Raw genomic sequence first — 24960 nt, forward strand, 5'->3', positions numbered from 1 at the left:
TCCTTGTCCCGCTTCCTCACGCAGCTGGTCCGCTTCGGCTGGCTCGAGCTGCAGTCGTGTGCGTTCGCCATCGGTGTCTTCGCGGGCCTCGCGCTGGCCTTCGTCGTCCCGTTGCCGATCGATCGGTACGACGCCCTGCTGCTCTGGTGCCTGGCCCTGACCTTCGGCTTCTGGGCGATCGGCCTGGAGACGTGGCGCGAGGTGCTGGTGATCTTCGCGTTCCACGCGCTCGGTCTCGGCCTGGAGCTCTTCAAGGTCGCCGAGGGGTCGTGGACCTATCCCGGCGAAGCCTGGACGAAGGTCGGCGGCGTGCCACTGTTCTCCGGGTTCATGTACGCCGCGGTCGGCTCCTACATCTGCCAGGCGTGGCGGCGCTTCGACCTGCGGGTGTCGCACTATCCGGCCCTGCTCACGACGTTGGTGGCCGTGGGGATCTACGCGAACTTCTTCACCCACCACTGGATCGTCGACCTGCGGGTGGTCCTGGCCGTGGTCGGGCTGTGGGTGCTCCGGCGGTGCCAGGTGCACTTCACGGTCGGCGACGCCCGCTACCGGATGCCGCTGTCCCTGTCGTTCCTGTTGATCGGCTTCTTCCTCTGGCTCGCCGAGAACATGGCGACCTTCCTCAACGCCTGGCGCTACCCCGGCCAGGCCGACGTGTGGGAGGCCGTGCACACCTCGAAGCTCGGCGCGTGGGCACTCCTCGTCACGATGAGCTTCGTCCTGGTGGCGACGGTGAAGGCACAGGAGGGGCGGCTCTATCACGTGCCGGGCGAGCCACATGTGACGCGCTGAGGGGCTCGGTCATGGCTCCGAAAGCGTCAGGTCAACGCTCCGCAGGCGGCCCCGCACGTCTGCAACCAGCACGAGGGCGAAGTCGCTCGCACAGGTGCGCGAGTCGTTGACGGGCCTGAGCACGACCAGTCGTCCGCGAGGGGACGGCCCGCTCCTCGTCGGGGCACAGATGACGTCGCCGTAGTCCGCCGTATAGACCAGCGGGTCGTCGTTCACCGCTGCTTCGTCGATCGGACCGAGGAGGTCCACCGGACACAGCGAAGCGCCGTACGCAGTCCAGCCCTCCGGACAAACCTTCCAGGTCGTGCGCTGCACCAACGCTGCCCCGATGTCGTGAACCGAGGCCACCACCTGGCCACTGATCGACAGCGAGACCAACTCACGGTGGGGGAAGGAATCAACGTCGCCGACCGCATACCTGACGAACAACTTGGCCAACAGTTCAAGATCTGGAGTGACCGGTGCCTCCGCGTCCGCCACCAGCCGGGGGCTTCGGTTCGGGCCGTCCTCGGGTGGTTCGACGGAATCCGCCGGCCCGGCGCTCACCTGGCCCTGCTGTGGATCTGAGGGTGCGCCAGTCGGGTCCGTGGTGCGTGACGATTCCGTGGCACAGGCGGACAGCACGCACGCCAGGACCGCGGCTGTCAGCGATGGCTGAACATTGCTGGCCCTCACGATGAACCTCCCGCTGTGCGTCTGCGACGTACGACGTTGACGCCATCGCGGCGTGCTCGGTTGACACGCGGACGCGCGCACCACTGCACCGAGTGGGCGGAAATGGCAGGCTCAAGACGATTCTGGCTGCCATTGGTGCCCAACGTGTGAGGCAGACAAGCCATCGGCTGCGGCCCGGGCTGAGATCCCGATGACGACAGGACCAGCGCATTTTCTCGCGCTCGCGGCATGTCGGTGGCCGCTGGCAGCATCGCTCGCATGACCCAGCTCGCACTGATCATCCGCCACCAGACGCAGCCGGGACGGCGCGACGACGTACAGAAGGTGTGGGAGGCGCACATGGCGCCCGCCGTCGCCGACAACCCCGGCCACGTCGCGTACTTCTACTGCTTCGACAACACCGACCCCGACGCGATCAGCGCCTTCCAGGTCTACGACAGCGCCGAGTCCTCGCAACGGTTCCTGGAGACCGACGCCTACGCCGCCTACCTGCGTGCCGTCGAGCCGTTGCTGTCCGGCCCTCCGCAGGTGACGGCACTGACTCCGATGTGGGCGAAGGGGCCCGTCAGGCGCTGAGGATCAGCCCGCTCGTCGGAACCCCGGTCCCGGCGGTGACCAGCACGTTCTGCACGTCATCGACCGGGTTCACCGAGGTGCCGCGAACCTGGCGGACGCCTTCGGCGATGCCGTTCATGCCGTGGATGTACGCCTCGCCGAGCTGACCACCGTGGGTGTTGATCGGCAGCCGCCCACCGACCTCGATGGCGCCGTCGGCGATGAAGTCCTTCGCCTCGCCGCGGCCGCAGAAGCCGAGCTCCTCGAGCTGCATGAGGACGTACGGCGTGAAGTGGTCGTAGAGGATCGCCATCGGCAGGTCGGCCGGGACCAGGCCCGACTGCTTCCACAGCTCGCGGCCCACGACGCCCATCTCGGGGATGCCGATGTCGTCGCGGTAGTACGACGTCATCACGAACTGGTCGCGACCCGACCCCTGCGCTGCAGCAGTGATGTACGCCGGCTTCTGCTGCAGGTCACGGGCCCGTTCGGCCGAGACCACCACCAGTGCGACCGCGCCGTCGGACTCCTGGCAGCAGTCGAGCAGGTGCAGCGGGTCCGCGATCATCCGCGAGGCCTGGTGCTGCTCGAGCGTGATCGGCTTGCCGAAGAAGAATGCTGCCGGGTTGGTGGCGGCGTGCCGGCGATCGGCCACCGCGACGCGACCGAAGTCAGCCGACGTGGCGCCGAACTCGTGCATGTAGCGCCGGGCCTGCATCGCCACCGTGGCAGCGGGGGTGCTCAGGCCGAGCGGGTAGGTCCAGGCGTTGTCGAGGCCGTTGGTGTTGACCTGGGCGGCTGCCCACGCCGACACCTGACCGAAGCGGTCGCCGGAGCGCTCGTTGAAGCCGCGATACACGACCACGACGTCGGCCACACCAGTGGCGACGGCCATCGCCGCCTGCTGGACGGTGGCGCAGCCGGCGCCACCGCCGTAGTTGATCCGGCTGAAGAAGCGCAGCTCGGGAATCCCGAGCTCGCGGGCCACCGCGATCTCGGAGGAGGAGTCCATGGTGAACGTGACCAGGCCGTCGACATCGGATGGCGCGAGGCCGCAGTCAGCGAGCGCGTGCCTGATCGCCTCGATGGAGAGCTGGAGCTCGGAGCGACCCGAGTCCTTGGAGAACTCGGTGGCGCCGATGCCGACGATGGCGGCCTTGCCGCTCAAGGTCCTGGTCATGCGACGACCTTGACGGTGCCGGTGACGTGGTCACCGAGCGACACCCGACCCACGACAGCGATCGTCGCGATCCCATCGGTCACCTCGGTGACGGTGCCGGAGAAGGTCAGCGTGTCGTAGGGATGTGCAGGAGCGCCCAGACGGATCGCGATTCCCCTGAGCTGGCAGTCGTGACCGACCCAGTCGGCGACGAACTTCTCGACCAGCCCGTTGGTGGTCAGGATGTTCATGAAGATGTCCTTCGACCCAGCGGCCTGCGCGACGTCGCGGTCGTGGTGGACGTCCTGCCAGTCACGCGTCGCGATCGCTGTGCTGACGATCGTCGTCGGGGTCATCGGCAGGCTCCACTCGGGAATGACCTGCCCGGCCTCGAGGGATCTCATGCGTTCCTCTTCTCGATTGCCTCGGTACGACGCCAGATCGGCAGGGTCAGGTCGTCGTCGACGACATTCCAGTCCACGGTGAGCCGGTCCCCGATCGCCAGGCCATCGGGACCCTCGGGCGGAACGCCCGTCACCTCGGCGACCATCCGGACGCCTTCGTCGAGGTCCACGAGCGCGATCACCAGCGGCAGCTGCTTGCCGGGCACCTGGGGTGCGTGGTGGACGAGGTAGGAGAACACGGTGCCGGTACCAGCGGCGACCACCCAGCCCCGGTCGAAGGCACCGCAGTCCGGGCAGGACGGACCGGGTGGGTGCCGCAGCTCGCCGCAGGCGTTGCACTTCTGGATGCGAAGCTCACCGATCGCCGTACCGGTGAAGAAGTAGGCGTTGTCCCGGCTGACGACCGGACGCACGGGGCCGCTCACGAGGAACCCCTCGGGATGAACTTGAGCACCCGGAACAGCATCGTCGCAACGAGCTCGTCGCCCACGTACCAGCGGTTGCGTGAGGTCACGAAGTACCCCAGGCCCATGCCGGTGTTCTTCGGGCCGACCACGGAGTCGAGCGAGGTGGTGACGCGCAGCTGCTCGTCGACCCGGAGGTAGCGCTCGTAGGTCTGCTCGCAGTTGGTGCCGAGTACGGCAGTGAAGCCGGCCCCGGTGAGGATGCCCATCATCGAGTGCAGGGGGTCGTCGTCGGCCCGCTTGCGACCGAGGCCGGGCATCGTCCAGACCTGCGCCATCGACGGCGGCGCCTCGCCGGTCCGGAAGCGCTCGTTGTCGTACTGCATCGCGTCGAGCCAGGCACTGATCGTCGGCTGGTTGACCGGGTGCGGTGCCCAGGTCTCTGACGCCTCGCCGAGCGCCATGATCCGGTCGGCCTCGGCCATGATCTGATCGTGGACCTCGGTCTCGACGAGCTCGACCACCGGGTCGGGCGCACTCATCGGGGCACCCGCGGCAGGCCGAGACCGAACATCGAGATCAGCTCTCGCTGCACCTCCTGCACGCCACCTCCGAAGGTGAGGACGAGGTTGCGCTTGGCCTGCCCGTCGAGGTAGTCGAGCAGCTTCCTGGTCTCCGGCTCCCCCGCGTCACCGTGGCGGTGCACCAGCGAGATGAGGTCAGCCAGCAGGTGCTGCACCTGGTCGGAGGCGAAGACCTTCGAGGACGACGCGTCGGCGACCTTGAGCTCTCCGGTGGCTGCGGCCCGGGCGACCTCCCAGTTGAGGAGCTCATTGATCCGGAAGACCGCGGTCGTCCTGCCGAGCAGGTCAGCCACGTCGGGCAGCTCACGGACCCCTGCGGCGTCGGCCCACCGCACGACCCTGTCGCGCAGTCCTTCGATCCGGCCTGCGGGCCCGAGCATCACACGCTCGTGGTTGAGCTGGGTGGTGATCAGCTTCCAGCCCTGGTTCTCCTCCCCGACCAGCATGTCGACGGGCACGCGGACGTCGTTGAAGTACGTCGCGTTGACGTGGTGCGAGCCGTCGGCCGTGATGATCGGCGTCCAGCTGTAGCCGGGGTCCCTGGTGTCGACGATCAGGATCGAGATGCCCTTGTGCTTGGGGGCGTCCGGGTCGGTACGGACCGCGAGCCACAGGTAGTCGGCCTGGTGGCCGCCGGTGGTCCACATCTTCTGGCCGTTGACGACGTAATGGTCGCCGTCGAGCTTCGCCGTCGTACGCAGGGACGCGAGGTCGGTGCCTGCGTCCGGCTCGCTGTAGCCGATCGCGAAGTGCACGTCGCCGGCGAGGATGCGTGAGAGGAACAGGTCCTTCTGCTTCTCGGTGCCGTAGCGGATCAGGGTCGGGCCCACGGTCTGCAACGTCACCGACGGCAGGTGCACGTCTGAGTACTGCGCCTCGTTGGCGAAGATCGTCTGCTCGATCTCGCCGAGGCCGTGGCCGCCGTACTCCTTGGGCCAACCGACGCCCATCCAGCCGTCGGCGCCGAGCTGGCGGATCAGGCGCTCGTAGGTGGGTCCGTGACGGTTCCACGCCCCCTCGACCGGGTCCGGGTCGTGCAGCCCCTCGAACGCGGCCGCGACTCCCCCGAAGTAGGTCCGCAGGCGGTCCTTGAGGACCCGCTGCTCCTCGGTGAGCTCGAGGTTCTTGGATTCGGCGGTCTCGACAGGAACCTGCGCGGCGGTGGTGTCGAGCGCGTGCGCGAGATCGGTGCCCCAGGTCGTGTAGGCGACGAGGGGGTAGGTGATGTCGACGCCCATGCCGCCGTGCAGGTGGTGGCAGGTCCGGAACGAGCTCGGCGCGACCTGGCTCACCCAGTAGCCGGCGACTGCGAGGTCGTCGCCGGCCGGCAGCCTGGACGCGACGCGCCACACGGCGTTGTCGGCGGCGAGGTCGAGGGTGCGGGAGGTGACGTAGACGTCGGCCATCTGCAGGGACACGGCCTGGAACTCCGCCAGCGAGCGACCGAACTGCTGGCGACCCTTGACGTAGTCGGCGGTCAGGTCGCGGGCTCCGGCGAGCACCCCGGCGGCGGTGACAGCAAGACCCGCCCGTGCGACATCGGAGAGGTACGCCGCCGCTCCGTCCTCGAGGGCTTCGGCAGGGGCGTTGTCGAGCACGATCGTGTACCGAGGCGTGGCACTGGACGCGCTGGCCGGCAGCAGGTTCACGCCAGGGCCGGTCGGGTCGACGAGGACGACGACGTCGCGATCACCTTCGCGGGCGATGACGAGCACACGTGTGGCGCTCTCGGCGTAGGACACGGCGAGTGCGCGGCCGGTCACCGTGCCGTCGTCGTACGACGCCATGCCGCGCAGCGCGGCCGTCAGGATCACGTCGCCGGCGACGATGCCCGGCAGCAGCTCCTTGCACTGCGCCTCGGTGCCGTACGACGCCAGGGTCAGCGCGCCGCAGCAGAGGGTCTCCCACGCGGGGACCTGCACGGCGGCGCGGCCGGCTTCGCGCAGCAGCACGGCGACCTCGGTGAGCCCGAGTCCCTCACCGCCGTACTCCTCGGGAACCGGGAGCGACGTCAGGCCGGCGGCGGCCCAGGCGGACCACTCCCGGGCGTCCGACTCGCGTTCGAGCACCTCGCCGACGACGGCGCGGACAGCATTGATCGCCTCAACATCCACGGGACAAACTGTAACGTGTTCTAGTCTGCTGCGCATGGGGGTCGTCTCACTCACCGATGTCACGCGTCGCCGCGTCCACCTTCCGGCGATCGACGTCCCGGTCGGCCGCATGGTCGACCTGCCGGGTCGCGGCGGTTCGACGTACGTCACCGACACCCCGGGGCCGACCCCCGAGGCGCCGACCATCGTGCTGCTGCACGCCCTCGGCACCACGGGGCTGCTCACGTTCTTCCCGGTGATCCACCCGCTCGCGCAACGCTTCCGCGTGATCACCCTCGACCAGCGCTGGCACGGCCGCGGCATCCAGAGTGAGGAGTTCTCGCTCGTCGACTGCGCCGACGACGTGGCCGCCCTGCTCGAGGTCCTCGAGATCGAGAAGGCGATCATCGGCGGCTACTCGATGGGCTCGATCATCGCCCAGCGCGTGTGGCGCCAGCACCCCGACAAGGTGAGCGGACTGGTGCTGGGCGCCACCACCGACCGGTTCCAGCTCAATCCCGCCGAGCGGGGGTTCTTCCTCGGGATGGGCGGCACCATGCTCGCCCTGCGTGGCCTGTCCCGCTCCCGCACTGCCGTCAAGGCAGCCCGGGCGGCCGGCCGCGGCGTCGACCTCGTGCCCTCGGACATGCACGAGTGGGCCCTGCGTGAGTTCCGCTCCACCAGCCCCTGGGCCGTCGGCCAGGCAGTGGCCGCGCTCGGCCAGCACCACTCCCGACCGTGGCTGGGCCGCATCGACGTCCCGACGGCGGTCGTGGTGATGATGCGGGACCGGGTGATTCCGACGGCTCGTCAGATCGCCCTGGCCCGTTCGATCCCTGGCGCGACCATCCACGAGGTCGACGACGGCCACGCTGGCTGCGTGCTCGGGTCGGGGAAGTTCGTGCCGCGGTTCGTCGAGGCAGCGGCCACCGTCAACGCCCGGAGCCGGGACTTCCGCCAGCGCTAGCGTCTCGATACGCCGCTCACACCTCGCGGCTACTCGACGACCAAGGCTTTCTGCAGGCGTTCCAGCTCGGCCGGGAAATGGCGGACCAACGCGTCTGCGTCCGGCATCGACTCGCGGCACGCGATGACACCGACGTGCATCTTCCCGGCGTTCGACATCACGGTGACGTTGAGGCCGGCACCGTGGAACACCGGGCCGAGCGGGCACAGCGCGTCGATCCGCGCTCCCATGAAGTAGAGCGGGATCGGTGGGCCCGGGACGTTGGAGATGACCAGGTTGTGGACCACCGGGTGCTTCTCGGCGAGCCGCAGGTTCGCATAGGTGCGCACCGCCAGCCCGAAGGTGCGCGGGGCCGCGAACTCAGCCCAGTCCTGGAGGGCGTCCGCACTGATCGCGTTGTGGTGGTCCTTCGCGACCTGGTTGCGCTCGGCGAGCATCTGCAACCGCTCGAGCGGGTCGGCGATGTCGGTGCCGAGCTTGGTGAACATGGCCGAGACCTTGTTCGCGCCGGTGGAACGACGAGAGCTGTCACGCACGCTCACCGGCACGGTCGCCAGCAGGGAGGACGCGGGCAGCTCGTCGCGCTCGGCCAGGTACTCACGCAGCGCTCCCGCCGCGATCGCGAGCACCACGTCGTTGACCGTCGTACCGGTGTCCTTCTTGATCGCGCGGATGTCGTCGAGCGGCAGGTCGACCATCGCGATCGAGCGGTGCGAGGTGATCGTGCCGTTGAAGGACGTTCGTGGAGCGGAGAACGGCGCGGCCATCGCGGTGCCCTGCCGGGCGCGGCCGATCGTCTTGGTGACCAGCTGCGCCGACGGCGCGATCACCTTGGCGAGCGTGATGGGGCGGGTCGCCGTACCGAGGACGGCACGGCCGAACAGCTCCCGACGTCCCGGGCTGCGCGAGTGGCCCTGGCGCTCGGGCAGCGTCGGCGCGATGGCGGCGTCGATCGTGCACAGGTGCGACAACAGGCTCGCGCCGGAGACGCCGTCGACGGTGGCGTGGTGCATCTTGGTGAAGACCACGATCTTCTCGTCCCCGCCGTCGGGGCGATAGCCCTCGATGACCCACATCTCCCAGAGCGGCCGGGAACGGTCGAGCGGCAGCGAAGCCAAGTGGGCGCAGTGGTCCATCAGCTCGCGGTAGCCACCCGGCGTGGGCAGCGCCTGGCGGTGCACGTGGCGCTCGATGTCGAAGGACGTGTCGCGCACCCAGACCGGGTGGTCGAGGCCGAGCGGCACGCCGCGCACCTTGCGGGTGAACTCCGGGACGTCGCGCACGCTCCGGTTGATGCCGCCCTGGAGCGCGGCGAACGAGTAGGGCTCGGTCATCGTCGCCGGGTCGAGCACCATCACCGCGCACACGTGCATCAGCTGATCGGGCGTCTCCAGGTAGAGGAAGCTCGCATCCAGTCCCGAAAGCCGATCCATGACATCCCCATCTCGTCCGGCGACCGTCTGGCCACCACATCTGCAAATCTAGAACACGTATCAGTCTTCACAACGACCCGGATAGGCTCCGGTCATGGGATTCGTACGGCGACAGGCGATCACCGCGGCACTGACCGCGAACGCCATCAGGCCACTGCCAGGGTTTCGTGCCGGCATCCCGGCGTTCTTCGCCGGCTGGATCACCGGTGAGCTCGCGCCTCACGTCCTCGGCCTGACCGTGGCCGACGCGGCCGCGCACGCCGTCGGTCCGCGCCGGAACCTTCTCGGGCTCGCGCTCGCCGGAGTGTCCTCGGCCGGTCTCGCGTACCTGATCCGCCAGAGCCGGCAGGCCGTGACCGAGGCCGAGGACGCCCTCCTCGAGGGACTCGGTGTCGACTACGTCGAGCAGCTCGACGCCAAGCCGTCGCCCGCCGACCTCGCCACTCCCTGGGGCCGGGTCGCGAACCCGTTTGCGTTCGGCCGCGCCGCCCGGAAGGCCGGCATCGAGGTCCACCGTGACATCCGGTTCGCGCCGCACGGCGGGCGCGGCCTGCTGGACGTCTACACCTCCGAGGTGACGCCGGCGTCGGGCGCCCCTGTGCTGCTCCAGGTCCACGGCGGTGCCTGGACCATCGGCAAGAAGGACCAGCAGGGCCTGCCCCTCATGCAGCACCTCGCCGCGCGCGGCTGGGTGTGCGTGGCGATCAACTACCGGCTCGCGCCCCGCGACCCCTGGCCCGCGCAGATCATCGACGTCAAGGCCGCCATCGCGTGGATCCGCGAGAACATCGAGGAGTACGGCGGCGACCCGGACTACATCGCCATCACGGGCGGGTCGGCAGGCGGCCACCTGACTGCTCTGGCAGCCGTCACCCCGAACGCACCGGAGTTCCAGCCCGGTTTCGAAGCCGCCGACACAGCCGTGCAGGCGGCCGTCCCCTACTACGGCGTCTATGACCTCGCCGCGTCCACCGGCCTGCGCAGCGCCGAGCTGATGCGCGAACGCTTCCTCGGCCCGCGGGTGTTCAAGAAGCGCTTCTCACAGGCGTCCGACGTCTTCGAGCAGGCCTCGCCCCTCCTGCGTGTCACCGCCGACGCTCCGGACTTCTTCGTGATCCACGGAGCCCAGGACACCCTGGTCGACGTGCGGCAGGCCCGCGCCTTCGTCGAGGCGCTGCGAACCACCTCGAAGCGCACCGTCAGCTACGCCGAGCTCGCGGGCACCCAGCACGCGTTCGACATCTTCCCGTCGATCCGGTCCCAGCACCTGGTGCGTGCCACCGAGCGGTTCCTGAACTGGCACTGGAACCAATGGCGCCGAGAGCACGCCGCCCCGCTCTCCACAGGTGCCGGCGACCCGGTCGCCTCATCGTCCCGGACGACCTAGATTGGAATCCCAGCCCCTTCCCGGTGAGGAGCCTCCCGTGCCCCTGTCGAATGCCAACCTCGAGCGCCGCATCGAGCGGAACACGAACGACATCGAGGCGATCTACGACATCCTCACCGATCACGGGTCGCAGCTGACCGACATCAAGGACAAGCTCGAGCAGCACGACCGGCGGTTCGACGGCATCGACGGTCGACTCGACGGCATCGAAGGCACCTTGGCCGAGGTGCTCCGGCGCCTGCCCGAGCAGCCTGCGCCCTGACGAGGCCGCTGGCCTCAGCGGGGCAGCCCGAGGATCCGCTCGCCGGCCACGTTGCGCAGGATCTGCGTCGTACCACCGGCGATCGAGAGGCAGCGGGTGTTGAGCTGCTCCCATACGTCCGCGGCCAACGGGTCCTCGGAGAGCTTCCCGATCGGCCCGAGCACGGCGAGGTCATCGCCCTGGAGCTTCACGACCAGCTCCGAGGAGTCCTGGCGGCTACGAACGCCGAGCAGCTTCGCCACGCTCGACTCGGCCCCCGGGCCGTGGCCGCCGAGCGCACGCAGGGTCGTGCGCACGCCCAGCAGGGCGCACACGGTGGCGAGCGCCACCTGGTGACCGATCTGGGTCCGGGCAACCGGTCCGAGGTCGCGCGACGCCGCGATCTCGACCGCCCGCTCGACGCTCTTGGTGAGTCGCGCACTGGCCATCGCCACCCGCTCGTTGGCCAGCGTGGTGCGGGCCAGCTTCCAGCCGTCGCCGGGTTCGGCCACGACACAGTCGTCGGGCACGAAGACGTCGTCGAGGAACACCTCGTTGAACAGCGCCTCGCCCGTGATCTCACGGAGCGGCCGGACCTCGATCCCGGCCGACTTCATGTCCACGAGGAAGTAGGTGATCCCCTTGTGCTGGGGGACGTCGGCGTCGGTACGGGCCAGGCAGATGCCCCAGTCCGCGCGCTCGGCCATCGAGTTCCACACCTTCTGGCCGGTGAGCCGCCAGCCTCCGTCCACACGCACGGCACGCATCCGGAGCGACGCCAGGTCGGAGCCGGAACCCGGCTCCGAGAACAACTGGCACCAGACGAGGTCGCCCAACAGGGACGGCAGCGCGAAACGCTCGCGCTGCGCGTCGGTGCCGTGAGCCAGGATCGTCGGAACCGCCCAGCCGGCGATCACCAGGTCCGGTCGTACGACGCCCGCCCGGCCGAGCTCCTGGTCGATCACGATCTGCGTGGTGGCATCGGCGCCGAGCCCGTAGGGCGCGGGCCAGTGCGGCGTCAGGTAGCCCGCCTCCACGAGTGCCGCGCGCTGGTCGCCCGCCGGCAGGGCGGCGATCCGTTCGGCAGCGGCACGCGCCGCCGGGCGGATCACCTCGTCACGCCCTTCGAGATCGACGTCCACCTGGCGTCGTACTCCGGCAACGGCGGCGGCGGTGAGCCGCTCGGCAGCCTCGTCGGCCGAGCCCACGAGGGCACGCAGGCTGAGCGCGCGGCGGTAGTAGAGGTGGGCGTCGTGCTCGTGGGTGAAACCGATGCCGCCCAGCACCTGGATGCAGCCCTTGGCCACCTCCACGGCGCCGTCGAAGCAGGTCGCCTGCGCGACGTCGACCGCGAACGACCACTGCTCCGGGTCGTCACCGTCGGCGGCGGCCGCGGCGTCCCAGGCGGCGACCGTGATGCTCTCGGCGGTCTCGAGCATCTGCGCGCACAGGTGCTTGATCGCCTGGAACGCCCCGATCTTCTGGCCGAACTGCTCACGCACCTTGGCGTAGTCGACGGCGGTCTCGAGGCACCAGCGCGCGACTCCGGCGGCCTCGGCAGCGGCAAGGGTGACGGCCAACCGACGGCGACGCTCGTCCACGTCAGCCACCTGCCCGGTGACGCCGGCCGGCGCAGCGTGACGTGTGCTGAGGTCGATGCCCGCGTGATGCGTCATCCCGTCCACCGTTGCTCCGGGCGCGAGCAGGAACAGCTCGTCGTCCGACGTACCGCCGTCCCAGACCACCCCACCGGGGCGGACCTGCACGCCGTAGCGACCCGGCCGACCCGTCAGGATGCTGCCGATGGCAGCGCTCAGCAGGCCACCGGGAACGAGTTCGTGGGCACACGCCTCGAGCGCGACCGCTTGGTCGAGGACCGTTCCTCCCCCGCCACCGGCCGACTCGGGCACAGCGATGGCTGCCACACCCATGGCCTCGGCCGCCGACCAGACCTCGTCGAACCGGGCATCGACGTCGCCCTCGGCGGCGCGGGCAGCCGCGATCGGGTCGAGGCTGGCCGCCCACTTGCGCAGGCTGTCGGCCAGCTCGACCTGGTCGTCGGTGATGCCGAGGGACATGAGACTCCTTGAAGTAGAACGTGTTCTAACTCTACTAGAATGAGCCCGTGCCCGACACCATGCCGTCCGACCTGCTGGAACACGCGCGCCGAGCCAAGGGCTTCATGCCCGAGGACGAGGGCGACCTGCTCTACCGCGTGGCCCGCGAGCGCCTTCCGCACGGCCCCGCCCTCGAGGTCGGCACCTACTGCGGGAAGTCAGGGATCTACCTCGGCGCGGCCGCGCGCGAGGTCGTGGCGTCGACAGGCGCGCCCGCCACGGTCTTCACCGTCGACCACCACCGTGGGTCGGAGGAGAACCAGGCCGGCTGGGAGCACCACGACACCAGCGTGGTCGACCAGGAGCTCGGCCTGATGGACACCCTGGGCCAGTTCCGCAAGAACATCGCGCGCGCCGGCCTCGAGGACCACGTCGTCGCGATCGTCGGCCAGTCCACGACCGTCGCCGCGCACTGGCGCACCCCGCTGTCGTTGCTGTTCATCGACGGCGGACACGGAGAACAGCCTGCTCGCGACGACTTCCTCGGCTGGCCGAGGTGGGTCGACGCGGGTGGCCTGCTCGCCATCCACGACGTCTTCCCCGACCCCGCCGAGGGCGGTCGCCCGCCCTACGAGCTCATCTACCTGCCTGCGCTGGCCAGTGGCCAGTTCACCGAGGTCGACGTGGTCGGCTCGATGCGCATCCTGCAGCGGACCTCAGGATCGGCTGGAGACCCGGTCGCCTGAGGGGCAGTCGCACTCGAGGGCGATCTCGTCGAAGTGCGGGGCCAGTGAGGTCCCGCGCATGATCCCGGAGCCCGGCGTCGAGTGCCCGTAGGTCTCCCCCAACGCGTCGACGGCGAGCACCACCGCGGCAGCGGTGTACGTCGTGTGCTCCACCGGCCAATGCACGTTGCGGGGTTCACCGTCCGACGGACGCTTCGGGTCGTCGTACACCCAACCGGTCCAGTACCGACCGTCGTCCTCACGCAGGTGCTGCATCTGCATGAGCAGCGTCAGCGCCCGCCGGACCGATGCGGGGTCGCCGATCACGTCGAGCGCCATCGCGAGCTCGCAGGTCTCGGCACCGGTGACCCAGGGGTTGCTGTCGACGCAGTGGATGCCGAGGCCGGGCACGACGAAGTCGTCCCAGCGCCGGTCGATCAGGTCGCGGGCGGCGTCGCCACGGACGGCTCCCCCGAGGACCGGGTAGTACCAGTCCATGGAGTACGTCGACTTGTCGGCGAACAGATCAGGGTGGGCGCGCACGGCGTGACCGAGACGGCCACCCGCCAGCTCCCACTCCGGCTGCGGGTCGTCCATCAGGTCGGCGAGGGCAACCCCCGCGCGGAGCGAGTGATAGATGCTCGAGTTGCCGGTGAGCAGGCAGAAGTCGTCGACAGGGGTCCAGCGGATCCCGCCGAAGCTCTCCTGGAGCGAGACGACGAAGTCCAGTCCGGCGCGGACCGACGGCCAGTACTTCTCGACGAAGCCGAGGTCGCGGCGCACCAGCCAGTGGTGCCACAGCCCGACGGCGAAGTACGCCGACATGTTGACCTCGCCGCGCTCGTCGTCGGCCACGCCGCCGACCAGCTTCATCGGCCACGAACCGTCGGCGCGCTGCACCGTCGGGATCCACGCGTAGGCACGCTCAGCGGCCTCCACCTGACCTCCGACGAGCATCGCCATGGCGGCCTCGACGTGGTTCCAGATGTCGACGTGCTCACCCGTGGTCCACGGTACGGCGCCCCACGGCTCCTGCATCGCTGCGATCGCCGCGGCGGTGTCGGCCACCTGCTGCGCACTGAGCACGCCGTCGACGTACGGCAGGCGGCTCAGCGGCACCTCGGAGGTCACGCCGGTCACCCCGGTCACCCCGGTCACACTGCGTCCGGCTTGCGGAAGTACAGCACCATGCTCTTGCCGATCATCGGGTCGAGCACCTTGCCGGCCACCTGCAGTGCCTTCGGCTGCTTCATGATCTCCCACACCAGCAGCTTGTGGTACGCCTTCGCGAGCGGGTGGTTGTCGTTCTCGACCCCGACCGCGCACTTGATCCACCAGTACGGCGCATGCAGGCCGTGCGTGTAGCTCTTGCCCTCGAACAGCATCGCCTCACCGGGTGTGCCGTCGTTGAACCGGCCGCCCTTGGTGACCTTGTCGACCAGCTCGTGGTCGGTGTAGATCCTGATGTGGCCGCCCTCGGCATTGTGGTAGTCGGCCGAGAGGCTCCAGTTGATGACCTCGGGCAGCCAGCGGGGCACGGTCACGGCCAGGGTTCCGCCGGGCCGCAGGACGCGGATCAGCTCGCGGATCGCCGCGACGTCGTCGTGGATGTGCTCGAGCACCTCGGAGCACACGATCCGGTCGAACTCACCGTCAGCGAAGGGCAGCGCGAGCGCGTCTCCCTGCTTGACGTCGGCCTCGGCGCTCTCGGGGACCTCGCCGGCCTCCTTCATCGCGACGAACAGGTCACGCACGCCCTCGAGCTCATCGGCGTCGAGGTCGAACGCGATCACGTCCGCACCGCGGCGGTACATCTCGAAGCTGTGGCGACCGGCACCGGCGCCCATGTCGAGGACGCGGTCACCGGCCTGGAGGCCCAAGCGGTCGAAGTCAACGGTCAGCATGTCAGTTCTCCTCAAGCCTTCTTCTCGGCCATCTCGGCCTTGTAATCAGCGATCACGTCCTCGAGGACGGCCGCAGTGCTCACGGCGACAGCGGTCCAGCTGAACAGCTCCTTGACGCGTCGGCGTCCCGCAGCGCCCATCTCGGCACGACGAGCGGGGTCGTCCAGCAGCGCGCCGAGCGCGGTCGTCAGCGCTCCCACGTCGCCAGGCTCCACCACGTCCGCGCAGAGGCCGTCGGGGCCGACGACCTCGGGGATGGCTCCTGCACGCGAGACCACGAGCGGCGTCTCGCAGGCCATCAGCTCGGCGGTCGGGAGCGAGAAGCCCTCGTACAGCGAGGGGACACAGGCCAGCTCGGCCGAGCCCATCAGTGCGACGAGCTCGTCGTCAGTGAGGCCGCTCGCGAACGAGACCCGATCGGCGATGCCGAGGCGGTCGATCAGCTTCTCGGTGACGCCGCCCTCCTTGGGCTTGGTCACGAGCACGAGCTCGAGGTCGCGCTCGACGACCAGCTTGGCAAATGCCTCCAGCAGTACCGAGATGCCCTTCAGGGGCGCGTCGGCGCTGGCCATCGCCAGGACACGGCCGGGCACGCGGGGCTCGGTGGGCGGCACGAAGCGATCGTCGACGCCCAGCAGGATCGTCTCGATCCGCGCCGGGTCGACCTTGAACTCACGCACGATGTCGCGCTTGGACGACTCGGACGGCACCATCACCCGGCGCAGGCGCGGTGCAGTCCGCTTCTGCTGGGCGAGGAAGGAGTACCAGCGCCACACGCCGATCTTCGGCAGCTCGACACGCCACTTCGAGCCGGTCTTGCGCTTGGCCCAGACGGCAGCGGCGAGCTCGATACGGCGGTCCATGGTGATGGGGTGGTGGATGGTCGCGGCGAGCGGGAGGCCGACCACCCCGGGGTCCTCGATGGCGAGCAGGGGCATCGCCAGGGTCTGGTTGTCGAAGACGATGTCGAAGTCGTCACGACGACCCTTGAGCACCTTCACCACGCGCTTGCTGAAGGTCAGCGGCTCCGGGAAGGCGCCGCTGCGCATCGTGAGCCACTCCTCGACGTCGATCAGGTCGCGGTACTCGCTCGGGCGCGGGTTGCGGAACTCGTCGCCGGGCCGGTAGAGGTCGAGGCTCGGCACCTTGGTGAGGGTCACCCCCTCGTCAAGGTCCGGGTAGGGCTGGCCGGAGAACACCTCGACCGTGTGACCCAGGGCAACGAGCTCCCGGGTCAACCGGCGGATGTAGATTCCCTGCCCGCCCACGTGGGGCTTGCTGCGGTAGGACAGCATTGCGATCCGCATTCGGATCTCCTATCTCATCTCACTGGGTACTGCTCAGGCGCTGGCTCATTTGCGCTGAGTCACGGCGCCGAGCTCCCGGTGGAGCAGGGCCGAACAAAACTGGAACGTGTTTCTAATTATGCGCTACCTGCCAGTAGCCTATATCTGTGGTCCCCAGCGGACCGCAACGTCAGACCCACACAGGAGACACGGTGACCATCGCGAACTCGACGTCGACAGACGACCTTGGTTCTGCCGCGCAGCGTGATCGCCGCAAGCGGATCCTCGACGCAACCTACGACCTCGCCACAGCCGGCGGCTTCGACGCGGTCCAGATGCGGGCGGTGGCCGAGCAGGCCGACGTCGCTCTGGGCACGCTGTACCGCTACTTCCCCTCGAAGATCCACCTGCTGGTCTCCGCCCTCGGTCGTCAGTTCGAGGAGACGGCCACGCGGTTGAACGAACGAGAGATCCCGGGCGACACCCAGGCCGACCGCGTCCTGTACGTCCTCAAGCGGATGGCTCGGGGCATGCAGGGCGACCCGAAGCTCACCGAGGCACTCACCCGGGCCTTCATGTTCGCCGACAGCAGCGTCGCCAACGAGATCCACGTCGTCGGCATGTCCATGACCTCGATCGTCACCCACGCCATGCACGGCGGCGTGCCCGTCGAGGGCTCGATCACCGACCGAGACGTCGCCGTGGCGCGGGTCCTCGGTGACGTGTGGCTCTCGGCGCTGGTCGCCTGGGTGACCGGCCGCTCCACCGCAGCGGAGACCGCTGCTCACATGGACACAGCCATTCATCTAATCCTCCGCGACTGACTCAGGCGCCGAAGGCGTGCGTGCTGGTCACGCCGCCGTCGACGGCGATCTCGGCGCCGTTGATGTACGACGACTCCTCGCTGGCCAGGAAGACGTAGAGCGGCGCGATGTCCTCCGGCACACCGACCCGGCGCAGCGGCACCTTGGCGGCGCCGTACTCCATGGCTGCGTCGCCGCCGTGGACACGTGTCATCGGGGTGTCGATCATGCCGGGGTGGACCGAGTTGACCCGGATTCCCTTCGGGCCGAGCTCCATGGCAGCGCACTTGGTCATGCCCCGGATCGCCCACTTGGTGGCGGCGTAGGCGGTGCAGGACGGCATGCCGGCGAGACCCTCGACCGAGGACGCGTTGATGATCGAGCCGCCGCCGTTCTTGCGCATGGTGCGGGCAACCGACTGCATGCCGAGGAAGACGCCGAGCTGGTTCACGCGCCACAGGAGCTCGACCTCTGCCGCCGGCATCCGCTCGATGTCTCCGAAGCGGAGGATGCCCGCATTGTTGGCGAGCACGTTGACCGGGCCGAATCGGGTGTTGGCGTCCTCGACCACCGCGGTCCACGACGCCTCATCGCTCACGTCGTGGTGCATGAAGTGGGCGTTCTTGCCCAGCTCCTCGGCGAGCGCCTGACCGGCTTCCTTCGCCACGTCGGCGATGACGACCTTGGCGCCCTCGGCGACGTAGGCGCGGGCGATGGCCGCGCCCTGCCCCTGCGCGCCACCGGTGACGATGGCGACCTTGTTCTCCAGACGACCCACTGTGTGCTCTCCTAAACCGTCAGCTGCATGATCGAGTCGGCCGCGAAGCCGATGGCGGGGTCGCGCTCGGCGAAGAAGCCACCGAGCTGCTTGTCGAGGTCCTCGCCGGTCCAGAGGTCACCGGCCATGTCGAAGCGCTGCTCGACGACCGGAGCGGCCACCAGGGCCACCATGCCGCCGTACACGACGAAGACCTGGCCGGTGATCCGCTCGGCAGCCGGTGAGGCGAGGTACGCCACCACGGGTGCGACGTGATCGGGCGAGTACGGGTCGACCTTCAGGCCGGACTGGTCCTCACCGAAGACCTGGGCCGTCATCGCCGTGCGCGCCCGGGGGCAGATGACGTTGGCGCGGACACCGATCTTGCCCAGCCCACGGGACGTGGACAGCGTCAGCGCGGTGATGCCGGCCTTCGCGGCCGCGTAGTTGGCCTGTCCCGGCGAGCCACCGAGGAACGCCTCGGAGGCGGTGTTCACGATGCTGCCGTAGGTCGTCCCGGACTCGCTCTCCTTGGCCCGCCCGCGCCAGTACGACGCCGCGTTGCGCGAGAGCAGGAAGTGACCGCGCAGGTGGACGGCGATGACCGCGTCCCACTCGTCATCGGACAGGTTGAACAGCATCCGGTCGCGGGTCATGCCCGCGTTGTTGACGACGATGTCGAGGCTGCCGAATCCGTCGACTGCTGCGGTCATCAAGGCGTCCGCGGTCGACCGCTGGCTGACGTCGCCCTCGACGACGACCGCCTCACCACCGAGCGCCCGGATCTCGTCGACGGCGTCGTCCCCCGCTCCCGCGAGGTCGTTGATGACGACCTTCGCTCCCGCGGCGGCCAGGGCAAGCGCTTCTGCACGACCGAGCCCGGCACCTGCTCCGGTGACGACGGCGACCTTTCCTTCGAGCGAGGTGGCCTCGCCCATGCTCACTCCTCCACCAGCGTGATGGCGGCGCGCGGGCAGGCCGCAACCGCCTTCCGGACGTTGTCGATGTTCTCGTCCGTGGTCTGCTCGGTGTGCATCTGAAGGAAGTCGTCGTCATCCAGCTCGAACACCTCAGGCGCCATGGCCTCGCACAGCCCGTTGGACTCGCAGAGGTCGAAGTCGACCTTGATCTTCATGTCAGTCATGCCTTTCAGGTCATCTTCCGGTGGTCCCAGGAGGCGACCTTGTCCGGGTGGATGATCACGCCCACCCGCTTGGTCGCCTGCTTCTCGACGGTCTCGCGACCGAAGTCTCCGAGCGCCTCGAACGACTCCGCGTTGAGCATCCGGGTCGCCACGGCAGAGCCGATCTCGAAGATCGTTTCGTAGTCGCGCACGATCTCGGCCCGGCCCTCGATCGACACCCCGCGCAGCTCGAAGTAGTCGACGCCGTCCTCCACGAGGGCGGTGACTCGCGGGTCCCGCTCGAGGTTGAGGATCTTCTGGCTGCGACCGTAGGTCCAGAACGCGATCTTGCCCTCGCGCACGACGTAGAAAAGGGTGGTGAGGTGCGGATGGCCGTCGTGGCCATTGGCAGCGACCTGGACCTTGAGGTTCTCCCCCAACAGGGCGGTGACCTCGTCATCGGTCAGCTTCACCTTGGTGCGACCAGTGCTCATGGTCAGCTTCCTTCCGAGGAGTGGCCCGGGAACACGTGGGCACTCGGGTCGATGACGACCGCGGCGTTGTTGACCGCAGTGGCGGCCTCGCCGAATCCGACCGCGATCAGGCGGACCTTGCCGTCGTACTCGGTGATGTCACCGGCGGCGAAGACCCGCGGCAGGCTGGTGCGCATTGCTCCGTCGACCACGATGTGGCGCCGATGGGTCGCCAGGCCCCACTGCTGGAGCGGGCCCAGGTCGGCGACGAAGCCGAGGGCAGCGACGACCGCCTGCGCCGGCCAGGTCTTCGCCACGCCTTCGACGGTGATCTCTACCTCGGCGAGCTGGCCGTCCGTGCCGCCGTCGGCGTCCCGCAGCGCGGTCACCTCCGCCTTGGTGACGAACTGGGTCGAGGAGGCGCGGACCTGCTCGACGGTGCGTTCGTGGGCGCGGAACGCGTCGCGGCGGTGCACCAGCGTCACGGACTTCGCGATCGGTTCGAGGTGCAGGGCCCAGTCGAAGGCGCTGTCACCACCTCCGACGATGACGACGTCCTTGCCGGCGTACGGCGCGAAGCTGGGCACGAAGAACTCGACACCGCGTCCGATCCAGCCCGCGGCGGCGGGCAGCGGGCGGGGGCTGAATTTGCCGATGCCGGCCGTGATGATGAGGGCCTTGGCGTTCACGACCGTGCCGTCGTCGAGAGTCAGGCTGACCCCGGATTCCTCGTTGGTCACCAGATCGAGCGCGGTTCGCCCCAGCAGCTGGATCGGGTCCGCCGTCAGTGCCTGGGCCACCAGACCGTCGACGAGGTCCCGTCCCTTGACGTTCGGGAAGCCCGCGACGTCGAGGATCGCCTTCTCGGGGTACATCGCGGTGATCTGGCCGCCGAGCTCCGGCAGCGAGTCGATCAGCGCGACCCGCAGGCCACGGAAGCCGGCGTAGTAGGCTGCGAACAGCCCGGTGGGTCCGGCGCCGACGATGACGACGTCGCATTCGACGCTCTCGGAGGTGGCCACCACAGAACTGTAACGTGTTCTAGTTGTTCTTGTCTCGCCGCTGGTCCGTGTCGAGCTTGTCGACGAGCCAGCCCTGGTCGGTGTGGACCATCGTGACCAGCACCTTGAAGGGTGTGACCACGGTCTCCGGCTTGCCGTCGCGTTCCCGGGACGTGACCTGATTCAGGAAGACCAGCGCCTGGAGCTTCGTCCGGTTGGCCCGCACGACACCCTGCGCCACGACGTTGGCCTGGACCACCGTCTTCTGGAGCACGAACTGCTCCTTGATGTCGCGAGTCGTGGTGCGGTACTGGGCTTCGAACTTCGCCGTCATCAGCTTCGCTGCGGCGTCGATCTCGGCGTCGTACTTCTGGAAGTCCACCGCCACGATGTCCTGCGCCGCCTTCGCCGCTGCCTCGACACCCTCGACGGTGGCGATCTCGGACGCGACGACCGGACGGCCGGAGGGCACCGTGATCTCGCCGGCCACGTCCTCGGCCTTCGGCGCGGGGTCGTCCTCGGTCAGCTTCAGGATCCCGAACCACACGGCCTGCGCGAAGAGGACCAGGGCGACGACGACAAGCGCGATCACCAACCGGCGAGTGGTCCGCGGGCGAGCCAGCAGGCCGCCGCCGCCGTCGATGCCGTCGATGCCGTCGATGCCGTCGGCCCCGTCGGCGTCATCGGTGCTGGCGTCGACGTCGGGGGTCGGTACGTCTGGCGCGGTGACCCGCTCCTTGCGCAGCCTGAGCCGCGGCTCGCGGACCGCCTCAGCCTCCGGCTCGACGGCAGGGACGATGTCCTCGGCGGCGCCATCCGGGCGCGTCGTCGTCTGGCCGGCCAGCTTGCGCGGACGAGGGGTGGTGCCCCGCGAGCTCGCGGGACGTCGGGATGTGGGGCGACTCATGGCGTGACTCCTCAGCCCAGCTGCACGTACTGGAGATCGCGGGTGAGCCAGCGATCCTTGACCAGGGCCAGTTCGACCTGGATCCGGTAGTTGCGCGCCTCTTCCTTGAACTCCGTGGTCTTGTTGGTGACCGTTCCGCTGGTGGCGACGATGACGGTGGCCGAGTCGTTGTCCCCGGCCACGAGACCCGCCCAGACCACCTCGGCGACCATGCTCGACTGCGCCTCGCCAGCGAGCTTCCTCAGGCCTGAGACGCCCTTGTTGTACTCCTTGAGGAAGTCTCCGGTCGACATCGACTGCACCGACTTGATGGTGGCGTCGGGCTCCTTGTAGCTGAAGTTCATGAACGCGTTGACCATCTTCGTCGCGGCCTCGAGCTGCGCGGCGACGCGCTCCTGCTCGGCGTCCTTGGCCAGCGGGACCGCCTGGACGATGCCGCGGCCGACATCCTGGCCGGCACCGGGCACCACGTCGACGCCGTCGACGCGCGAGTCCAGCTCGGACTTCAACGCGATCGCGACCAGGACAGCCATGCAGGCGAAGATCACGATCGCGGCGTAGAGCGCGATGTTGAGTCTCACGCGGCTGCGTTCCTCGGTCAGAGCCGGGATCACCGGCTCGCCACCGGACCCACCAACAGCCACTTCCACGCATCCCCTCCCAGGACGGACAGGTCCGCCGGCTGCATCAGCTTCACCGGGTTTCCTGCTGTGTCGACCAGTCCGGGCACTGCGCCGGTGGACGGGTCGTAGGTGCCACTGTAGACGCGGCCCGGGGACGCCTTGTTCCCGCGGTTCGCTGGCGCGTACCTGCTGCCGCGCATGGCGTACGGCGGCGGCGCCGTACAGCTCACGTCGGCCGCCTTCACGTCGGTCAGGTCCTGCGTGGATCGCCAGTCCTTGGGCGGTACGTAGCCCTTCGTGCACGGCGGCACGCTGTAGTCGAACTGGAGGTTGACGTGCCCGTAGCCGTCGGCCGTGCTGCCCGACGGCCCACCCGCGATCAGGGCCGGATAGGTGACGAGCAGCTGCTCGATGCCGTCGAGCTCGGTCACCATGATCTGGTCGATCGTGACCAGGTCGCCGAAGAGCACTGGCAAGGTCGGCTCGAGCTCCTTGAGAAGCCGGGTGAGCTCGCGAGCCGCGCCGGGCGTGGCGCTGAGGACGGTGCGCAGGCTGCCGTCGTTCTCGCGCAGCATCGTCGTCACCGTGTTCAGGTCGGCGGCGAACTTGCGGATGTTCTCGTGCTGACCCTGCTGGGTGCGCAGGACGGTGAGGCCGTCATTGAGCAACGCGATCGTCTCGTCGGTGTGCTCGCTCGCCTCGGCGATGAACTTCGAGCCGCCGTCGAGCAGGCGCTGGAGGTCGGCTCCGGTGTCGTTGAACATCACGCCGAGCTCCTCGACGACCTTCTTCAGGCTGTCCTTGTCGACCGACTGGACGAACTGGTTGAGGTCGACCAGCAGGTCGCCCTCGTCGACAGGCAGCGAGTCGGCCGTACCCAGGAACTTCGAGCCGTCCTTCGCGTAGGGGCCCTTGTCGTCGGAAGGCTGGAAGTCGAAGTACTGCTCGCCGACGGCGGACAGGTTGTGCACCGACACCTGCGAGTCGAGCGGGACCTTCGCGTCGTGTGCGAGATCAAGGGTCAGGTCGATGCCCTCCTCGGTCGGCACCACCTTGATGACCTTGCCGATCTTCACTCCGCGGTAGGTCACCTCGCTGCCCTCGAAGATGCCGCCCGAGCCGGGCAGGGTCGCGGTGACGGTGAGATTCCGACCGGTGACCTTGTCGACCAGGCCGAGGTAGCTGGCCGTGATGTAGGTGATCCCCACCGCGCTCAGCACGACGAAGGCCATCAGGCGGATCCGTACGCCGCGGGTCATGCTGTCGCCCCCAGGAGGCTCTCGGTGCTGCGGTTGTTGTACGACGGCTCGACCCCGGCCAGGCCTCGCGTGAGTCCGGCCAATGGGCCGTCCGAGCCCAGCAGGCCGTTCTTGAGCAGGTCGTTCAGGTCAAGGTTCGGCAACGAGTTCAGGAGCTTGCAGACGGGGCTGTTCTTCAGCGCAGCCGTCCTGCACTGGGTCTGCAGGTCCTTGAGCAGGTTGACGTCGTTGAGCACCTTGACGCACGCGGTACCGAGGAGGTTCCCGCCCTGCAGGCACCGCGTCACCTGGTTGAGCACCTCACCGAGGTCGGGCAGCTGGATCTCGGGGAGCCCCAGAGTCTTGTAGAGGTTCGCGATGTCCAGGTCGGCGCGGATGATCGTGTCGGCGTAATCGCCCTCGACGATCTTGTTCGCCGACTGGGGGAACGGGAAGCTCACCAACAGGTTGAGGCCCGGTGCGAGCTGCTCGTCAGCTTCGGTCAGCTTGCGCAGGACGGGGCTGAGGTCCTTGAGGATGCTCAGCACGTCCTCCTTGCTCGCATTGATCACCCGGGTGCCGACCTTGCCCAGCTTGTCGAGCGCAGTGAGCATGGCGATGAGCTCGTCATGCTGCGCAGCGAGGACCTTGATCGCCGGGCCGGTGGCGTCCAGTGCCTCCCCGATCGTGTCCTTCTCCGCATTGAGCTTCGAGGTCAGGTTGTTCATCGACTGGAGTGCGTTGATGATGTCGACCTTCTGCTGGTCGATCGTGCCCACCACGGAGTCCAGGGACGTCAACAGGTTGCGCAGCCGGTCCTCACGGCCCGACATGACCTGGTTCGCCTCGTGCACGATCGTGCCGAGCTGTGCCACGCCGCCGCCGCTGAGCAGGAACGACAGCGCGCCAAGCACTTCCTCGACCTCCGGGTTGCGGCCGGTCGACGCCAGCTGGATGGTGTCGCCATCGGCCAGACGACCGGTGGCCGCCTGCTCCTTGGGCACTTCGAGGGCGACGTACTTCTCGCCCAGCAGGGACACCTGACGGATGTCGGCAATCGTGTTGTCGGGCAGCACCACGTCCTTGCGGAGGATCAAGGTGACCTTGGCGTTCCAGCCGGCCCGCTCGACCTCGGTCACCTCACCGACGACGACGTCGTCGACCATGACCGGCGATCGCGGGACGACGTTCAGGACGTCCTTGAAGTAGGCAGTGATCGCGAACGCGTCATCGGAGTCGACCGGGTGCCCGGGCAGGGGCAGGTCGTAGGCTCCGTCGAAGTCACAGCCGCTGAGCAGCACGGCGCCGGCCAGCAGCGCCGCGGCGCCTCGGGCCCACCCACGCACGACTGGGCCATTCACGAACC

The 24960-nt window shown here is 68.7% G+C and carries 27 protein-coding genes; 7 read left to right on the plus strand and 20 right to left on the minus strand.

Annotated elements, in window-relative coordinates; genetic code table 11:
• The first annotated feature begins 3 nt into the window (after positions 1-3).
• Positions 4-795 carry a DUF817 domain-containing protein gene (locus ASD84_RS00440; RefSeq protein ID WP_056705509.1) on the plus strand — a complete coding sequence of 264 codons (792 nt, stop codon included), beginning with the start codon at positions 4-6 and terminating at the stop codon, positions 793-795.
• A gap of 9 nt (positions 796-804) precedes the next feature.
• Here ASD84_RS00440 and ASD84_RS00445 read toward each other — a convergent pair whose 3' ends face one another.
• Positions 805-1341, minus strand: coding sequence for a hypothetical protein (locus tag ASD84_RS00445; protein ID WP_156391505.1), 537 nt, complete (start codon positions 1339-1341; stop codon positions 805-807).
• A gap of 387 nt (positions 1342-1728) precedes the next feature.
• Between ASD84_RS00445 and ASD84_RS00450 the strand changes: the two genes are divergently transcribed.
• On the plus strand, positions 1729-2046 hold the full coding sequence (locus tag ASD84_RS00450) for a putative quinol monooxygenase (RefSeq protein WP_056710452.1): 318 nt from the start codon (positions 1729-1731) through the stop codon (positions 2044-2046).
• Here ASD84_RS00450 and ASD84_RS00455 read toward each other — a convergent pair.
• The 5 genes from ASD84_RS00455 to ASD84_RS00475 are packed head-to-tail and all read right to left on the minus strand — an operon-like array spanning position 2036 to position 6690.
• Positions 2036-3205: a lipid-transfer protein gene (locus ASD84_RS00455; protein WP_056705516.1), complete on the minus strand. Its 1170-nt coding sequence runs from the start codon at positions 3203-3205 to the stop codon at positions 2036-2038. The genes ASD84_RS00450 and ASD84_RS00455 overlap by 11 nt on opposite strands.
• Positions 3202-3588 (minus strand): MaoC family dehydratase, encoded by a 387-nt coding sequence (locus ASD84_RS00460; RefSeq protein WP_056705518.1) that lies wholly within the window; start codon positions 3586-3588, stop codon positions 3202-3204. Before ASD84_RS00460 ends, ASD84_RS00455 begins: the two co-directional genes overlap by 4 nt.
• Positions 3585-4013, minus strand: a complete 429-nt coding sequence (locus tag ASD84_RS25380; protein WP_235530904.1) for a Zn-ribbon domain-containing OB-fold protein — start codon at positions 4011-4013, stop codon at positions 3585-3587. The genes ASD84_RS00460 and ASD84_RS25380 overlap by 4 nt, the downstream gene beginning before the upstream one ends.
• Entirely contained in the window at positions 4010-4534 is a 525-nt protein-coding gene (locus ASD84_RS25385) for an FAS1-like dehydratase domain-containing protein (protein ID WP_200954375.1), read from the minus strand. The genes ASD84_RS25380 and ASD84_RS25385 overlap by 4 nt, the downstream gene beginning before the upstream one ends.
• Positions 4531-6690, minus strand: a complete 2160-nt coding sequence (locus tag ASD84_RS00475; protein ID WP_156391506.1) for an acyl-CoA dehydrogenase — start codon at positions 6688-6690, stop codon at positions 4531-4533. The genes ASD84_RS25385 and ASD84_RS00475 overlap by 4 nt, the downstream gene beginning before the upstream one ends.
• Before the next feature lie 34 nt (positions 6691-6724).
• Here ASD84_RS00475 and ASD84_RS00480 point away from each other — a divergent pair, with 34 nt between their 5' ends.
• Positions 6725-7636 (plus strand): alpha/beta fold hydrolase, encoded by a 912-nt coding sequence (locus ASD84_RS00480; protein WP_056705532.1) that lies wholly within the window; start codon positions 6725-6727, stop codon positions 7634-7636.
• A gap of 29 nt (positions 7637-7665) precedes the next feature.
• Here the strand turns inward: ASD84_RS00480 and ASD84_RS00485 are convergent, their stop codons facing one another.
• A complete protein-coding gene (locus ASD84_RS00485) occupies positions 7666-9069 on the minus strand; it encodes a WS/DGAT/MGAT family O-acyltransferase (RefSeq protein ID WP_056705536.1) in 1404 nt (467 codons plus the stop codon).
• A gap of 94 nt (positions 9070-9163) precedes the next feature.
• Between ASD84_RS00485 and ASD84_RS00490 the strand changes: the two genes are divergently transcribed.
• Positions 9164-10456: an alpha/beta hydrolase gene (locus ASD84_RS00490; protein ID WP_056705539.1), complete on the plus strand. Its 1293-nt coding sequence runs from the start codon at positions 9164-9166 to the stop codon at positions 10454-10456.
• A 37-nt stretch (positions 10457-10493) separates the two neighbouring features.
• Positions 10494-10718: a hypothetical protein gene (locus ASD84_RS00495; RefSeq protein WP_056705541.1), complete on the plus strand. Its 225-nt coding sequence runs from the start codon at positions 10494-10496 to the stop codon at positions 10716-10718.
• Positions 10719-10732: 14 nt separating this feature from the next.
• Here ASD84_RS00495 and ASD84_RS00500 read toward each other — a convergent pair whose 3' ends face one another.
• Complete coding sequence (locus tag ASD84_RS00500) at positions 10733-12775, minus strand: acyl-CoA dehydrogenase (RefSeq protein WP_056705544.1); 2043 nt, start codon at positions 12773-12775, stop codon at positions 10733-10735.
• Between the two features lie 47 nt (positions 12776-12822).
• On the opposite strand from ASD84_RS00500, the gene ASD84_RS00505 reads away from it, so the two are divergent.
• On the plus strand, positions 12823-13500 hold the full coding sequence (locus tag ASD84_RS00505) for a class I SAM-dependent methyltransferase (RefSeq protein ID WP_235530907.1): 678 nt from the start codon (positions 12823-12825) through the stop codon (positions 13498-13500).
• On the opposite strand, the gene ASD84_RS00510 is transcribed toward ASD84_RS00505, so the two are convergent.
• From ASD84_RS00510 to ASD84_RS00520, 3 genes are read right to left on the minus strand one after another with little or no spacing between them, the layout of a single operon-like run.
• Positions 13471-14628 carry a prenyltransferase gene (locus ASD84_RS00510; protein ID WP_235530908.1) on the minus strand — a complete coding sequence of 386 codons (1158 nt, stop codon included), beginning with the start codon at positions 14626-14628 and terminating at the stop codon, positions 13471-13473. The two genes, ASD84_RS00505 and ASD84_RS00510, sit on opposite strands and share 30 nt — an antisense overlap.
• Positions 14629-14633: 5 nt before the next feature.
• Positions 14634-15383 (minus strand): class I SAM-dependent methyltransferase, encoded by a 750-nt coding sequence (locus tag ASD84_RS00515; protein ID WP_056705546.1) that lies wholly within the window; start codon positions 15381-15383, stop codon positions 14634-14636.
• An 11-nt stretch (positions 15384-15394) separates the two neighbouring features.
• Positions 15395-16690, minus strand: a complete 1296-nt coding sequence (locus ASD84_RS00520; RefSeq protein WP_056705549.1) for a glycosyltransferase family 4 protein — start codon at positions 16688-16690, stop codon at positions 15395-15397.
• A gap of 191 nt (positions 16691-16881) precedes the next feature.
• Here ASD84_RS00520 and ASD84_RS00525 point away from each other — a divergent pair, with 191 nt between their 5' ends.
• A complete protein-coding gene (locus tag ASD84_RS00525; RefSeq protein ID WP_056705551.1) occupies positions 16882-17493 on the plus strand; it encodes a TetR family transcriptional regulator in 612 nt (203 codons plus the stop codon).
• A 1-nt stretch (position 17494) separates the two neighbouring features.
• Here ASD84_RS00525 and ASD84_RS00530 read toward each other — a convergent pair whose 3' ends face one another.
• The 9 genes from ASD84_RS00530 to ASD84_RS00570 are packed head-to-tail and all read right to left on the minus strand — an operon-like array spanning position 17495 to position 24955.
• Complete coding sequence (locus tag ASD84_RS00530; RefSeq protein WP_056705556.1) at positions 17495-18250, minus strand: glucose 1-dehydrogenase; 756 nt, start codon at positions 18248-18250, stop codon at positions 17495-17497.
• Between the two features lie 11 nt (positions 18251-18261).
• Entirely contained in the window at positions 18262-19167 is a 906-nt protein-coding gene (locus ASD84_RS00535; RefSeq protein WP_056705559.1) for a 3-oxoacyl-ACP reductase, read from the minus strand.
• A 2-nt stretch (positions 19168-19169) separates the two neighbouring features.
• Complete coding sequence (locus ASD84_RS00540) at positions 19170-19373, minus strand: ferredoxin (protein WP_056705562.1); 204 nt, start codon at positions 19371-19373, stop codon at positions 19170-19172.
• A 5-nt stretch (positions 19374-19378) separates the two neighbouring features.
• Entirely contained in the window at positions 19379-19846 is a 468-nt protein-coding gene (locus ASD84_RS00545) for a pyridoxamine 5'-phosphate oxidase family protein (RefSeq protein ID WP_056705565.1), read from the minus strand.
• Positions 19847-19848: 2 nt separating this feature from the next.
• Positions 19849-20847, minus strand: coding sequence for an NAD(P)/FAD-dependent oxidoreductase (locus ASD84_RS00550; RefSeq protein WP_056710464.1), 999 nt, complete (start codon positions 20845-20847; stop codon positions 19849-19851).
• Between the two features lie 19 nt (positions 20848-20866).
• On the minus strand, positions 20867-21733 hold the full coding sequence (locus ASD84_RS00555) for a hypothetical protein (protein WP_056705569.1): 867 nt from the start codon (positions 21731-21733) through the stop codon (positions 20867-20869).
• 11 nt (positions 21734-21744) lie between these two features.
• On the minus strand, positions 21745-22314 hold the full coding sequence (locus ASD84_RS00560) for a hypothetical protein (RefSeq protein ID WP_156391507.1): 570 nt from the start codon (positions 22312-22314) through the stop codon (positions 21745-21747).
• Positions 22315-22343: 29 nt separating this feature from the next.
• A complete protein-coding gene (locus ASD84_RS00565; RefSeq protein ID WP_056705576.1) occupies positions 22344-23615 on the minus strand; it encodes an MCE family protein in 1272 nt (423 codons plus the stop codon).
• Positions 23612-24955 carry an MCE family protein gene (locus ASD84_RS00570; RefSeq protein WP_235530909.1) on the minus strand — a complete coding sequence of 448 codons (1344 nt, stop codon included), beginning with the start codon at positions 24953-24955 and terminating at the stop codon, positions 23612-23614. Before ASD84_RS00570 ends, ASD84_RS00565 begins: the two co-directional genes overlap by 4 nt.
• Between the last annotated feature and the right edge of the window lie 5 nt (positions 24956-24960).

This window comes from Nocardioides sp. Root682, from assembly GCF_001427795.1.
Classification (GTDB): domain Bacteria; phylum Actinomycetota; class Actinomycetes; order Propionibacteriales; family Nocardioidaceae; genus Nocardioides.